The organism is Cellulomonas sp. A375-1 (assembly GCF_001040865.1).
In the GTDB taxonomy this organism is placed as follows: domain Bacteria; phylum Actinomycetota; class Actinomycetes; order Actinomycetales; family Cellulomonadaceae; genus Cellulomonas; species Cellulomonas gelida.
The window spans coordinates 43,990-57,728 of sequence record NZ_LFKW01000130.1 but is presented as its reverse complement, the minus strand read 5'-3'; the positions used below and the strand labels follow the sequence as shown (position 1 = coordinate 57,728).

The 13,739-nt window shown below is 72.2% G+C and carries 12 protein-coding genes; 3 read left to right on the top strand and 9 right to left on the bottom strand.

Going from position 1 to position 13,739, the window contains the following annotated elements; translation table 11 throughout:
- The 3 genes from CWIS_RS19525 to CWIS_RS13310 form a co-directional block, all read right to left on the bottom strand.
- Nucleotides 1-475: ATP-binding cassette domain-containing protein (locus CWIS_RS19525; protein WP_048343817.1), on the bottom strand; the 475-nt coding region annotated here is incomplete at its 3' end.
- 162 nt (nt 476-637) lie between these two features.
- Nucleotides 638-1,216, bottom strand: a complete 579-nt coding sequence (locus CWIS_RS13315; protein ID WP_048343792.1) for a pyridoxamine 5'-phosphate oxidase family protein — start codon at nt 1,214-1,216, stop codon at nt 638-640.
- Between the two features lie 45 nt (nt 1,217-1,261).
- Nucleotides 1,262-2,983 carry an alpha-glucosidase gene (locus CWIS_RS13310; protein ID WP_048343791.1) on the bottom strand — a complete coding sequence of 574 codons (1,722 nt, stop codon included), beginning with the start codon at nt 2,981-2,983 and terminating at the stop codon, nt 1,262-1,264.
- A 328-nt stretch (nt 2,984-3,311) separates the two neighbouring features.
- On the opposite strand from CWIS_RS13310, the gene CWIS_RS13305 reads away from it, so the two are divergent.
- Nucleotides 3,312-4,256 carry a hypothetical protein gene (locus CWIS_RS13305; RefSeq protein ID WP_197080850.1) on the top strand — a complete coding sequence of 315 codons (945 nt, stop codon included), beginning with the start codon at nt 3,312-3,314 and terminating at the stop codon, nt 4,254-4,256.
- Between the two features lie 79 nt (nt 4,257-4,335).
- On the opposite strand, the gene ilvD (CWIS_RS13300) is transcribed toward CWIS_RS13305, so the two are convergent.
- Both ilvD (CWIS_RS13300) and CWIS_RS19520 read right to left on the bottom strand, forming a co-directional pair.
- Nucleotides 4,336-6,039 (bottom strand): dihydroxy-acid dehydratase, encoded by a 1,704-nt coding sequence (gene ilvD, locus CWIS_RS13300; RefSeq protein ID WP_048343789.1) that lies wholly within the window; start codon nt 6,037-6,039, stop codon nt 4,336-4,338.
- Nucleotides 6,040-6,071: 32 nt separating this feature from the next.
- Complete coding sequence (locus CWIS_RS19520; protein WP_369796582.1) at nt 6,072-6,452, bottom strand: glycerophosphodiester phosphodiesterase family protein; 381 nt, start codon at nt 6,450-6,452, stop codon at nt 6,072-6,074.
- Nucleotides 6,453-6,480: 28 nt separating this feature from the next.
- Between CWIS_RS19520 and CWIS_RS13290 the strand changes: the two genes are divergently transcribed.
- Together CWIS_RS13290 and CWIS_RS13285 are read left to right on the top strand one after the other, a co-directional pair.
- Nucleotides 6,481-7,173: an SRPBCC family protein gene (locus tag CWIS_RS13290; RefSeq protein WP_048343788.1), complete on the top strand. Its 693-nt coding sequence runs from the start codon at nt 6,481-6,483 to the stop codon at nt 7,171-7,173.
- Entirely contained in the window at nt 7,170-7,583 is a 414-nt protein-coding gene (locus tag CWIS_RS13285; RefSeq protein WP_231583880.1) for a helix-turn-helix transcriptional regulator, read from the top strand. The genes CWIS_RS13290 and CWIS_RS13285 overlap by 4 nt, the downstream gene beginning before the upstream one ends.
- A 22-nt stretch (nt 7,584-7,605) precedes the next feature.
- Here the strand turns inward: CWIS_RS13285 and ilvD (CWIS_RS13280) are convergent, their stop codons facing one another.
- The 4 genes from ilvD (CWIS_RS13280) to CWIS_RS13265 form a co-directional block, all read right to left on the bottom strand.
- On the bottom strand, nt 7,606-9,468 hold the full coding sequence (gene ilvD, locus CWIS_RS13280) for a dihydroxy-acid dehydratase (RefSeq protein WP_048343787.1): 1,863 nt from the start codon (nt 9,466-9,468) through the stop codon (nt 7,606-7,608).
- A gap of 205 nt (nt 9,469-9,673) precedes the next feature.
- On the bottom strand, nt 9,674-11,959 hold the full coding sequence (locus CWIS_RS13275) for a glycoside hydrolase family 3 N-terminal domain-containing protein (protein ID WP_048343786.1): 2,286 nt from the start codon (nt 11,957-11,959) through the stop codon (nt 9,674-9,676).
- Between the two features lie 33 nt (nt 11,960-11,992).
- The gene (locus tag CWIS_RS13270; RefSeq protein ID WP_048343785.1) at nt 11,993-12,889 is read right to left on the bottom strand and encodes a carbohydrate ABC transporter permease; all 897 of its coding nucleotides are present in this window, start codon (nt 12,887-12,889) and stop codon (nt 11,993-11,995) included.
- On the bottom strand, nt 12,886-13,739 hold an 854-nt coding region (locus CWIS_RS13265), incomplete at its 5' end, for a carbohydrate ABC transporter permease (RefSeq protein ID WP_082156464.1). The genes CWIS_RS13265 and CWIS_RS13270, both read right to left, overlap by 4 nt.

The following is a 13,739-nucleotide window of genomic DNA, read 5'->3' as shown; positions in this document are numbered from 1 at the left end:
CCGGGTCCTTGAGCAGCGTGGCCGCGATCGCGAGCCGCTGCTTCATGCCGAGCGAGTAGGTCCGGTACCGGTCGCGCGAGCGGTCGGCGAGCCCGACGTCGGCGAGGACGACGTCGACCAGCTTCGGGTCGGCCCCGATGCCGCCCGCGAGCAGCGTCAGGTTGCGGCGCGCGGAGAACGTGGGGAAGAACTTCGGCTGCTCGACGATCGCACCCACCCGGCGGACGACGTCCGGCAGCCGGTCAGGCACCGGCTGGTCGAACACGCGCATCGTGCCCGAGTCGGCCCGGACCAGGCCGAGCAGCATGCGGATCGTCGTCGTCTTGCCCGCGCCGTTGGGCCCGAGGAAGCCGTGCACGCCACCGATCGGCACGTCGAGGTCGAGACCCTCGACCGCGACCTGGCGCTTGCCGCGCCGCCGGTAGGTCTTGCGCAACCCGCGCGTGGAGATCGCGAGCTCGTGCGTGGAGGTCATCGACTCAGCCCCTGTTCGCCGCCCAGCCCCGGACCGGGACCGCACGCGAACCGTAGCCGTTGCGACGTGTCGGCAAGGCGGCATACGCGCAGGTCCGGCCCGGTTCACCCGATCCGGCGTCCGCGCCCCACCCGCCTGCCTCGCCCGACCGCCGACGGGTCGCTATCCGCCGGCCGGGGCGTCCATGTCGAACGCGGGGAGGCCGTCGATGCTCGTCCGGTTCTTCAGCCGCCGGTACTCGGCGCGTCCGTCGACGCCCTTGCGGGCCATGTACGCGGGCAGCAGGTCACGCTCGCCCTCGTAGCTCATGAACGGGACGCCGTACCCGCACGAGTCCGAGACGCGTTCGACGTCGACGACGACGACGGCGCGCGCGCCGAGCGACTCGTCGACTCCGCCGTCGAAGCGCGCGAGCAGCTCGTCGAAGCCCTCGTCGTACAGCGTCACGAAACGCCCGCGGCCGTGCAGGCGCACGATGTTCGGCGGCCCTTCGAAGGCGCAGAACATGATCGTCACGCGGCCGTTCTCGCGGATGTGGGCGATCGTCTCGGAGCCGGACGCGGTGACGTCGACGTACGCGACCGTGTGGTCGTCGAGCACCGCGAACGTGCCGCCGATCCCCTTGGGCGAGACGTTGACGTGGCCGTCGGGTCCGCTGGGGGCGGTCGCGACGAAGAATACGTGCTGCGCCTCGATGAAGCGCCGGAGCCGGTCGTCGATCCGCTCGTGCACCTTTCCCATGCCGAGGACCGTAGCGGCTGACGTACCTCGCGCCGCCCGGGCGTCTCACCGGGTGCGGCGTAGCACCAGGGCCTCCCACGGCCGCAGCCGGACGGGCACCTCGACGACGCGGGCCTCGTCGTAGTTGCCGATCACCACCGGGGCGTCGGTCCAGACGGGGTCGACGAGCGCGAGGCGGTCCTCCCCCGTGAAGTTGCCCAGCACGAGCAGCTCGACGTCGTCGAGCGCGCGCGTGAACGCGTACACGTGCTCGTCGTCGGGCAGCAGCATCGTGAAGTCCCCGAGCGCGACCACGGGGTCGTCGTGCCGCAGCGCGATCAGCCGGCTGTAGTGGTGGAACACCGAGCGGGGGTCCGCACGCTGGGCCGCCGCGTTGATCTCGACGTGGTTCGGGTTCACCGCCAGCCAGGGCGTCCCGGTGGTGAAGCCCGCGTGCGGCGACGCGTCCCACTGCACGGGCGTGCGCGCGTTGTCGCGGCTCATGGCCGCGAACGCCGCGAGCAGCTCGTCGTCGGTGCGGTAGGCGCGCGCCTGCGCGAGGTAGTTCAGGGTCTCGATGTCGCGATACTCGTCGAACGACGTCAGGTTCGCGTTCGTCATCCCGAGCTCCTCGCCCTGGTAGACGTACGGCGTGCCCCGGTGCAGGTGCAGGACGGTCGCGAGCATCGTCGCGGACTCGCGCCGGTGGACGCCGTCGTCACCCCAGCGCGAGACGATCCGCGGCTGGTCGTGGTTGTCCCAGTACAGCGAGTTCCACCCGGCCGCGGCCAGGCCCGCCTGCCACCGCCCGAAGCTCGCCTTGAGGTCCGTGAGCCGCAGCGGTCGCGGGTCGAACTTCCCGCCCGGACCGTGGTCGAGCCCGACGTGCTCGAACTGGAACACCATGTCGACCTCGCCGCGCTCCGGGTCGGTGAAGAGCAGCGCGTCCTCGAGCGTGACGCCCGGCGTCTCGCCGACCGTCAGGAACGCGCCGTCGCGGCCCGCGAACACCTCACGCCGCATCTCCGCGACGAACTCGTGGATGCGCGGTCCGGACAGGTAGTGCGGGCTGCCGTCACCGAGCCGGCCGTCGTGCGTGATGCCGTCCGGCAACGAGCCGTCGGGGCGCACGACCTTCGAGATCGCGTTGATCACGTCCATCCGGAACCCGTCCACACCCCGGTCCAGCCACCAGCGCATCATGGCGTAGACCGCGTCCCTGACCTGCGGGTTCTCCCAGTTGAGGTCGGGCTGCTTGCGGCTGAACAGGTGCAGGTAGTACTCCTGCGACGCCTCGTCGTACTCCCAGGCAGGGCCCGAGAAGAAGCTGGCCCAGTTGGTCGGCTCCGCACCGGGCGTGCCGGCGTCCATGCCCGGACGCGCGGGCCGCCACCAGTACCAGTCACGCTTCGGGCTGTCCGTCGACGAGCGCGACTCGACGAACCACGCGTGCTCGTCGGACGTGTGGTTCACGACGAGGTCCATGACCACCCGGATGCCGCGCGCGTGCAGCGCCGCGATGACCTCGTCGAGGTCGGCGAGGGTCCCGAACAGCGGGTCGACGTCCTGGTAGTCGCTGATGTCGTAGCCGTTGTCGTCCTGGGGGCTGCGGTACAGGGGCGAGAACCACACGACGTCGACGCCCAGCTCGGCCAGGTGGTCGACGCGCTGCAGCACCCCGCGCAGGTCACCGACCCCGTCACCGTCCGAGTCCTGGAACGAGCGCGGGTACACCTGGTACACCACAGCTCTCGTCCACCACGGCGCGTCCCGCTGCGTCAGGGCCATGAGCCCACCGTAGGCGGGAGGGCCGCACGCGTCGCGTCGGTCACGTCGCGCGGGCCTCAAGCCGGGGCGCCGGGGTGCCGACCACGACGGGGTGGGGCGAGTCGACGTGCGCGCAGCAGCGATCGGGGCGTGCGTCGCGATCGCGGCGACGTGCGCCGTGTACGCGACCCAGCCGCTGTGGGCGCCAGGCCCTGGGGTCGCGTCCGCCCCGTCCGCTGGGCCGACGACGCGACAGCCGACCGCACCGGCACCGGGCGCACCCGGCACGACCAGCCCAGGCGCCGGTGCAGCCAGCACCGGCCCCGACGGGGTGCGGCTGTCCGACGACGTGCGCGCGAGGGTCCTCGCGGCCGTGCGCGGGCCGGTGGTGCTCGACCCGGGCTCGCTCGAGCGACGCACCGTGCAGCGAGCGGCGCTCGTCGTCGCGTCGTCCCCGACGATCGCGCTCGACGCGGACACCGGGACCTGGGTGCGGCTCGTCCTGCCCGCCGACGTGCGGCTCGAGAACGTCCGGCTGTCGCCCGACGGGACGCGCCTGCTGCGCACCTACCCCCGGCTCGAGTCGATCCCGCTCGCGGGCGGCACGCCCACCCGGATCGAGCTCGACGCAGGGCTGCCCGCCGGCCCCGACACCGACTGCCTGGTGCAGGACGCGGCGTGGTCGCGCGACGGCGCACGCATCGCCGCGACGTTCGGCTGCCTGACGTTCGGCAGCCGCCGCGAGCTCGCCGAGGCGCACACGCACGTCCTGCGCGAGGCGTCCCTGACAGACGGCCGCGCGCGCACGGTCGAGCGGGTCGACGGCTACCCGAGCGAGTCCTACCCGAGCTACTCGCCCGACGACGCGCACGTCGTCACCGGCTTCTCGTCGTCCGACCAGCCGTACGCCGTCAGGACGGTCGCGACCGACGGGACGGCGCCGTTCACGTGGGACGACACCCACGTCGTGTACGGCGACCCGTGGCGTGACGCCCGCACCGTGCTCGTGTGGGACGAGGCCGTCGCGCCCACCGAACCCGGCGCGCACGCCCTGCTCGACGTGGTCACCGGCACCAAGACGCCGCTCCCGGTGGCAGGGCTTGCCAACCTGCTCGGGTATGTCGGCGGCCGGCTGACCGTCCGCGGACCGCTCACCGCGGGCTGCGACGTGGACGCGTGCTTCGTCGACCCTGCCTCGGGCGCGATCGACCCGTGGCTCGACCTCCCGGGCGGCGACGAGGGCGCCCCCGTCGTGCTCGCGGCGTGGGGCCTGATCCGGTCCGCGACCGGCTGACGACCCGGCGTTCCCGTCCCAGGGCGGCTCGGACCAGGGCCGTAGAGCAGGCCGTAGACCAGGCCGTGGACCAGGGCGGTCAGACCAGGACGGCGCCCTTGCTGGCCGACTGCACGAGCTTGGCGTACTTCGCCAGCACGCCGCGCGTGTAGCGCGGCGGCAGCGGTGCCCAGCCCTCCCGGCGGGCCGCGAGCTCGTCGTCGTCCACGAGCAGGTCGAGGCGGCTGCTCGCGACGTCGAGGCGGATGCGGTCGCCGTCGCGCACGAACGCGATCGGGCCGGCGTCGACCGCCTCGGGTGCGATGTGCCCGACGCACAGGCCCGTGGTACCGCCCGAGAACCGCCCGTCGGTCACGAGCAGCACGTCCTTGCCGAGCCCCGCTCCCTTGATCGCCCCCGTGATCGCGAGCATCTCGCGCATGCCCGGCCCGCCCTTGGGGCCCTCGTACCGGATCACGACGACGTCGCCCGCCTGGATGGTGCCGTCCTCGAGCGCGTCGAGCGCCGCCCGCTCACGCTCGAACACGCGCGCGGTGCCCTCGAACACGTCGGAGTCGAACCCCGCCGACTTCACGACCGCACCGTCCGGCGCGAGGGAGCCGGACAGGATCGAGATCCCGCCGGTGCGGTGGATCGGGTTGTCGAGCGCGCGCAGGATCTTCCCGTCGGGGTCGGGCGGGGCGAGCTCGGCGAGGTTCTCGGCGACCGTGCGACCCGTGACCGTCAGGCAGTCGCCGTGCAGCAGGCCCGCGTCGAGCAGCGCCTTCATGATCACCGGCACGCCGCCCACGCGGTCGACGTCGTTCATGACGTACCGGCCGAACGGCTTGAGGTCGCCGAGGTGCGGCACGCGACGCGCGACGCGCGAGAAGTCGTCGAGCGTGAGGTCGACCTCGGCCTCGTGCGCGATCGCGAGCAGGTGCAGCACCGCGTTGGTCGAGCCGCCGAACGCCATGACGACCGCGATGGCGTTCTCGAACGCCTCCTTCGTCATGATCTGGCGCGCGGTGATCCCGCGGCGCAGCAGCTCGACGACCGCCTCCCCCGAGCGCTGCGCGAACTGGTCGCGGCGCCGGTCCGCCGACGGCGGCGCGGCCGAGCCCGGCAGCGACATGCCCATCGCCTCGGCGACCGACGCCATCGTGTTGGCGGTGTACATCCCGCCGCACGCCCCCTCGCCCGGGCAGATCGCGCGCTCGATGCGGTCGAGGTCCTCGAGGCTCATGAGACCGCGCGCGCACGCGCCGACGGCCTCGAACGCGTCGATGATCGTCACGTCCTTCTCGGTGCCGTCGGACAGCTTGACCCAGCCCGGCATGATCGAGCCCGCGTACAGGAACACCGACGCGAGGTCGAGCCGCGCCGCGGCCATGAGCATGCCGGGCAGCGACTTGTCACACCCGGCCAGGAGCACCGATCCGTCGAGCCGCTCGGCCATCATCACGGTCTCGACCGAGTCGGCGATCACGTCGCGGCTCACGAGCGAGAAGTGCATGCCCTCGTGGCCCATCGAGATGCCGTCCGAGACCGAGATGGTGCCGAACTCGAGCGGGTAGCCGCCGCCCGCGTGCACCCCCGCCTTGACCGCCTTGGCGAGCCGGTCGAGCGAGAGGTTGCACGGCGTGATCTCGTTCCATGAGCTCGCGACGCCGATCTGCGGCTTCGCGAAGTCCTCGTCGCCCATGCCGACGGCGCGCAGCATGCCGCGCGCCGCCGTCGCCTCGATCCCGTCGGTCACCTGCCGCGAGCGTGGCTTGACGTCGGGTGCACCCAGATCGGTCATGCGCCCACCGTAGGAGCAGGGGCCGCACCGCGCTACGGGCGGGCGCCGAGCGCCGCGACCGCGACGTCCGGGTTGTCGGTGAACAGCCCGTCGACGCCTGCGCCGACGAACGCCCGCAGCTCGGCGGCGAGGTCGCCCGTGCCCGCGGGGTCGTCGCCGCGACGCAGGTCCGTCGGCAGGAACGTGTTCTCGCGGCGGAACGTCCACGCGTGCACGGTCAGGTGCTCGCGGTGCGCGTCGCGGACGACCGACGTGGGCGGCGCGAGCCTGCCGTCCGGCGTGCGTGGGAGCACGCGGTCCTTGCACAGCCCGACGCCGTCCGCGTAGCGGGGAGCGAGCGGCCGGTGACGAGCACGTGAAGCCCGGCCGACCGGGGACCGACCATTTCCGTCGCGCGGCTGGCGTGTAATCATAAGGCGCTGCTTATGAAAGGGGTTCGCCATGACCATCTCGGTCGATCCGATCGCCACCGCGGGGCTCGTCACGCGCGAGGTGCGCACCGGCGAGCGTGCCGGTGCGCCGACGCGCGTCGCGGTCGCCCGCCGCACGTACGCCACCGACCCGGCCGACCTGTGGGACGCGCTCACCGACCCGCAGCGCATCCCCCGGTGGTTCCTGCCCGTCAGCGGTGACCTGCGCGTCGGCGGGCGCTACTCGCTCACGGGGAACGCCTCGGGCGTGGTCGAGCGGTGCGACGCGCCGCGGCTGCTCGCGCTCACGTGGGAGATGGGGCCGCAGGTGTCGTGGGTCGAGGTCGAGCTCACGCCGGTCGACGACGGCGCCGGGACGACCCTCGAGCTTCGCCACGAGGCGCCCGTCGACCCCGGGTTCTGGGCGCAGTACGGCCCGGGTGCCGTCGGTGTCGGGTGGGACCTCGCGCTGCTCGGTCTGGGCCTGCACCTGGACACGGGCGAGCCCGTCGACCCCGACGACGGCGCCGGGTACGCATTGACGGCCGACGGCAGGGCGTTCGTGCGCACGGCCGCCCTGGGGTGGACCGCAGCAGCGGTCGCGGCGGGCGAGGACGCCCGGGCCATGCAGGCGGCCGGGGACCGCACCGTCACCTTCTACACCGTCGACCCCTCGCAGCCGTCGACCGAGGAGACGCCGACCGAGGAGACGCCGACCGCGTGAACGCGCGTCCCCTGCCGGCCGAGGCGGCACTCGACGCGCTCGGCCACCCCTTGCGCCGCGTGCTCCTGCGCCTGGTCGCGGCGCAGGAGCAGTCGGTCGGCGAGCTCGTGCACCGCGTGCAGCCCGTGCGGCCCGTGTCGCAGCCCGCCGTGTCGCAGCACCTCGGCGTGCTCCGCGAGGCGGGCCTGCTGACCGTGCGGACCGAGGGCACGCGACGGATCCACGGGCTCGACCACGAGGCGCTCGCCGACGTGCGCGCGTGGCTCGACGAGCTCGTCGACCCGCTCGCGCCGCTCGCCCAGCCGCTCGACGCGCTCGCGACCGAGGTCGCCCGGGGCCGACGTGCGCGGCGCATGTCGCAGCACGGCGCCCCGGGGCAGGACGCGCAGCGCCTGACCGGCAGCGCCTGACCGCGGGACGGACCGGATCGGGTCAGCCGCGGCGGAGGCGCGTGACGTCGCGGACGGCGCCGCGGTCGGCGGAGGTGGCCATCGCGGCGTACGCCTGGAGCGCCGGGGACACGTAGCGGTCGCGGTCCTTCGGCTGCCACGGCGTCTCGGAGGACTCCATCTTGGCGCGGCGCTCAGCGAGCACCTCGTCGGGCACGTTGACGCGGATGAGCCGGGACTCGACGTCGATCTCGATCTCGTCGCCGTCCTCGACCAGGCCGATGGTGCCGCCGGCCGCGGCCTCGGGCGACACGTGGCCGACCGAGATGCCCGACGAGCCGCCCGAGAACCGGCCGTCCGTGATGAGCGCGCAGACCTTGCCCAGGCCGCGACCCTTGATGAACGACGTCGGGTAGAGCATCTCCTGCATGCCCGGGCCGCCCGCGGGGCCCTCGTACCGCACGACCACCACGTGGCCGGGCTGGACCTGCTTGGTGAGGATCTTCTCGACCGCCTCGTCCTGCGACTCGCACACGAGCGCGGTCCCCACGAAGTGGAAGACGTCGGGGTCGATGCCCGCGGTCTTGATGATCGCGCCGTCGTCGGCGAGGTTGCCGCGCAGCACCGCGAGCCCGCCCTCGACCGTGTACGCGTGCGCGACGTCGCGGATGCAGCCGTCCACCGGGTCCGTGTCGAGCGATGCCCACACGTTCGTCGTCGAGAAGGCCTGCGTGGTCCGCACGCCGCCCGGCGCCGCGAGGAACAGCTCGCGCGCACGGTCCGTAGCCCTGCCGCCGCGGATGTCCCAGTCGTCGAGCCAGGCCCGCAGCGTCGGCGTGTGCACCGACGTCACGTCGTGGTCGAGCAGGCCGCCGCGGTCGAGCTCGCCGAGGAGAGCGGGGATGCCTCCGGCGCGGTGGACGTCTTCCATGTGGAAGCTCGGATGGTTCGGTGCGACCTTCGCCAGGCACGGCACACGGCGCGAGATCGCGTCGATGTCCGCGAGCGTGAAGTCGATCTCCGCCTCCTGCGCGGCGGCGAGGATGTGCAGCACGGTGTTGGTCGAGCCGCCCATCGCGACGTCGAGCGCCATCGCGTTGCCGAACGCCGCCTTGGTCGCGATGCCGCGCGGCGCCGCCGTGTCGTCCTCGTCGTCGTAGTAGCGGCGCGCCAGGTCGACGATCGTGCGACCGGCCTCCAGGAACAGCTCACGACGGGCCGCGTGCGTGGCCAGCGTCGAGCCGTTCCCCGGCAGCGAGAGGCCGAGCGCCTCGGTGAGGCAGTTCATCGAGTTCGCCGTGAACATGCCCGAGCACGACCCGCAGGTGGGGCACGCGTTCTCCTCGACGGCGTCGAGCGCCTTGTCCGAGACGTTGTCGTCGGCCGAGTAGTTGATCGCGTTGATGAGGTTGAGCGGCGTGGCCGCCACGCCGTCCGCGACGACGGCCTTGCCGGCCTCCATGGGCCCGCCGGACACGAAGATCACCGGGATGTTCAGCCGCAGCGCCGCGTTGAGCATGCCGGGCGTGATCTTGTCGCAGTTGGAGATGCACACGAGCGCGTCCGCGCAGTGCGCGTTGACCATGTACTCGACGGAGTCGGCGATCAGGTCGCGGCTGGGCAGCGAGTAGAGCATCCCCGCGTGGCCCATCGCGATGCCGTCGTCCACGGCGATCGTGTTGAACTCCTTGGCCACACCGCCGGCCTCGCGGATGGCGCCCGCGACGAGGTCGCCCATGTCCTTGAGGTGCACGTGCCCGGGGACGAACTGCGTGTACGAGTTCGCGATCGCGATGATCGGCTTGCCGAAGTCCTCGGAGCCCATGCCGGTCGCGCGCCACAGGGCGCGGGCACCGGCCATGTTGCGGCCGTGGGTCGAGGTCCGAGAGCGCAGCGGACGGCTCATCGCGTGTAACTCCTTCGTGGCGCGCCAGGTCGTGCGGGAGCAGGGCGTGGGCAGGCGCGCCGCAGGTCAGCCTACGTGCGTCGCCACTGGTCGAGGCCGTGCGTCCACGACTCGGCCGCGGTACGCCGAACGGCCCCGCACCTCGCGCCCCGGGAGGACGTGGCGAGGTGCGGGGCCGTCGCGGCGGCTGCCGCGTCCGACGAGGTCAGGACGCGGTGACCTCCGTGCTCGTCCAGCGGTCGTCGTCGCCGATCGCGTGGACGGGCCCGACCAGGCGAACGCTGGTGGAGGCGGCGCGGTCCGCACACGTGCCGACCCACAGCTCCAGCTCGCCCGGTTCGACCACCCGGGTCAGGTCGCGGCCGCTGAACGCGACGCGCGTCGTGGGGACGTCGAAGTGCACGACGACCGACTCCCCCGCGGCCAGGCTCACGCGGCGGAAGCCGACGAGCTGCGCCACCGGGCGGGTCACCGTCGCGACCGTGTCGTGCGCGTAGAGCTGGACGACGTCGTCGCCCGCGCGCTCCCCCGTGTTGGTCACGCGGACCGCGACACGCACGCGCCCGTCCGTCGGGACCTGCGCGGAGGCGGCCACGAGCTCGTCGTACGCGAACGTCGTGTACGACAGGCCGAAGCCGAACGGCCGGGCCGGTGCCGTCGCGAGGTTCGTGACGTCGCCGTCCCCTCCGAGTGCCGGGTGCAGGTACGAGTACGGCTGCGCGCCGGCCGGGCGGGGCAGGCTCACGGGGAGCCGCCCGGACGGGTTGATCCGCCCGGTCAGGACGCCCGCGACCGCGGGACCGCCCTCCTCGCCCGGGAAGAACGCCTGCACCACCGCGGCGCAGCGCTCGAGCGCCCAGTCGATCGCGTACGGCCGACCGGTGAGCAGCACCAGCACGACGGGCGTCCCGGTGCCGAGCACGGCCTCGACGAGCTCGCGCTGCACGCCCGGCAGCTCGAGGTCGTCGCGGTCGCAGCCCTCGCCGACCGTGCCGCGGCCGAACAAGCCCGCCTTGTCGCCGACCACGACCACCGCGACGTCCGCGGCGCTCGCCGCGGCGACCGCGTCGGCGAAGCCCGAGCGGTCGTCGCTGTCGATCGCGCACCCGCTGGTCGCCACGAGGTCGACGCCGTCCAGCTCCGCCTGCAGCGCAGCCAGCACCGTCGGCACCTCGATGCCCACGGGCACCTCGGTGTGGTGCTCGAGGACGTGGTTCACGAACGAGTAGCAGCCGAACATCGCCTCGTGCTGGTCGGCGTTCGGGCCGAGCACCGCCACGCGGCGCGGAGCGGGCCGCGACCCGCCCAGCAGCGGGAGGACGCCGTCGTTGGCGAGCAGCACCACCGACTCCGCCGCGAGCTGCGCCGCGACGGCACGGTGCGCGGGAGAGTCGAGCTCGATCTCGGTCGGCGGCTCGTCGAACGTCGCGTCGAGCAGACCCAGCTCGGCCTTCTGCAGCAGCGCACGCGTGACCGCCCGGTCGACGAGCGCCTCGTCCACCAGGCCGTCGCGGATCGCCTGGATGAGCGGCTCGAGGAACGCGTCCCCCGTGGGCAGCTCGATGTCGACGCCCGCGGCCAGTGCGAGGCCCGCGGCCTCGCCGAGGCCCTCGGCGACGTGGTGCAGGATGTCGAGGAACGCCACGCCGAAGTAGTCGGCGACGACGACCCCGTCGAAGCCCCACTGCCCACGCAGCACGTGCGTGAGGTAGGTCGGGTCGGCGGCCGTCGGCACGCCGTCGATCTCGGTGTACGCGTGCATCACCGAGCGCACGCCGCCGTCCCGCACGGCCATCTCGAACGGCACGAGCAGCACGTCCGCGATCTCGCGCGGACCGGCGTGCACGGGCCCGAAGTTGCGGCCCGACTGCGACGCCGAGTAGCCGACGAAGTGCTTGAGCGTCGCGTGCACGCCGGCCGACTGCAGCCCGCGCACGTACGCCGTGCCGATCGTCCCGATGAGGTACGGGTCCTCGGAGATGCACTCCTCGACCCGGCCCCAGCGCGGGTCACGGATCACGTCGAGCACCGGGGCCAGGCCCTGGTGCACGCCGAGCGCGCTCATCGACTGGCCGATCAGCTCGGCCATCCGCCCCACGAGCTCCGGGTGGAACGACGCGCCCCAGGCCAGCGGCGTGGGGAACGTCGCGGCCTGCCACGCCGACAGACCGGTCAGGCACTCCTCGTGCACGAGCGCCGGGATGCCGACGGTCGCGACGAGCTCACGCTGGCGCTGCCACAGCCACCGCGCACGCTCGACCGGGTCGACCGGCCGCGTGCCGTAGACACGCGTCAGATGGCCGAGGCCGTGCCGCATCGCGTCGTCGAGCCCGCCGTCACGCGTGAACTCGCCCTGGAGCGGAGCGACGACCTCGCCGTCGCCCTTCTCCCAGAAGCCGACGATCTGCGCCGTCTTCTGCTCGAGCGTGAGCCGCTCGAGGATCGTTGCGACCCGCTCGGCGTCCGTCGCCGGAGCGTCGGCTGCAGACATAGGGGTACCCATGGTCCTCTCCGTCATCGTGGATCAGCCCTTGACCGCGCCCTGCAGGCCGCTGACGATCCGCTTCTGCATCGCGAGGAAGAAGATGAGGGCTGGGATCATCGCGAGCGAGGTGAAGGCGAAGACGCCCGCGATGTCGGTCGAGTGCTCCGCCGAGAAGTCGGCGACTCCGAGCGGGAGGGTCTTGTTGTCCCCCAGCAGCAGGAGCAGCGGGAGCAGGTACGCGTTCCAGGAGCCGACGAACGCGAGCACGCCGACCGTCACGAGCCCGGGGCCGGACAGCGGCAGCAGGATCCGCCAGAAGAAGCCGAGCCGGCTCGCGCCGTCGAGCTGCGAGGCCTCCTCGAGCTCGTTCGGGATCGCCTGGAGGAACGGCCGCAGGATCACGACCGTCAGAGGCAGCGCGTAGGCGGCCTGCGGGAGCGCGATGCCCCACCACGTGTTGTTGAGGTTCAGGTCGCGGATGAGGATGAACAGCGGGATCACGCCGACCGTCGCGGGGAACAGCAGGCCCGCGACGAAGATCATGTACAGACCCTCGCGACCCTTGAACTTGTACCGCGCGAGCGGGTAGGCAGCCATGACCCCGCAGACCACGACGAGCAACGTGGTGATGAGTGCGATCACGGTCGAGTTGAGCGTGTAGCGCCAGAAGTTCGAGTCCGTGAGGATCCCCGAGTAGTTCTTCAGCACCCACGGGTCGGGCAGACCCGACGGGTTCAGGACGAGGTCCCCGTTGGTCCGGAAGCCGGACACCACGCCGTACAGCACGGGGCCCAGGGTGAACGCCACGACGATCAGCGCCACGAAGTAGATCAGCGGGCTTCCGCCGCGCATGACGTTCGTGGAGCCGGTGCGACGCGCGTTCCGGGTGGCGGCGGCCGCGGCTGCGCCCTTCGGAGCGGCGGTGGCGGTGCTCATCGGGAGACCTTCTTCCGGCGGACAACCGTTTCCGTGTTGTCACGGTTCATGATGAATCGCTGGTAGAGCAGCGCCAGGACGAGAGCGACGATGAACAGGATCACCGAGGCCGCCGAGGCGATGCCGTAGTTGGAGCGCTGGGTGCCCTGCTGGATGAGGAACGTCGCCATCGTGCTGGTCGCGTTGGCGGGGCCACCACCGGTGAGGACCCAGACCATGTCGAACAGCTGCAGCGAGCCGATCATCGACAGGAACGCCCACGTGCGCAGGGTCGGGCCGAGCATCGGGATCGTGACGCGACGCTGGATCTGCCACCACGAGGCGCCGTCGAGCTGGGCCGCCTCGTAGAGCTCCTCGGGCACGCCCTGCAGGCCGGCGAGGAACAGGATGATCGCCATCCCGAGGTACTTCCACGTCAGCACCGCGATGACCGCCGGCAACGCCCACTCGAGACTTCCGGTGAAGCCTTGCTTCGGTCCGCTCAAGCCGATGCTCGACAGGACGGTGTCGATGATGCCCTCGTTGGGGACGAACATCTGGTACCAGATGACACCCGCGATGACCTCGGACAGCACGTACGGGACGAAGATGATCGTCCGCAGGATCCCCTGGCCGCGCATCTTGCGGTTGAGCAGCAGCGCGATGGCCAGGCCGAGCGGGAGCTGGATGGCGATCGACGCCACCACGATGATCATGTTGTGCTGGAACGCCTCGATGAACTCGGGGTTGTCCAGCACGCGACGGTAGTTCTCGAGGCCGACGAACTTCTCGAAGTCGCCGTACCCCTTCCACTTGAAGAAGGAGATCTGGACTGCTCGTGCGATCGGTACGACGACGAACATGCCAAGGA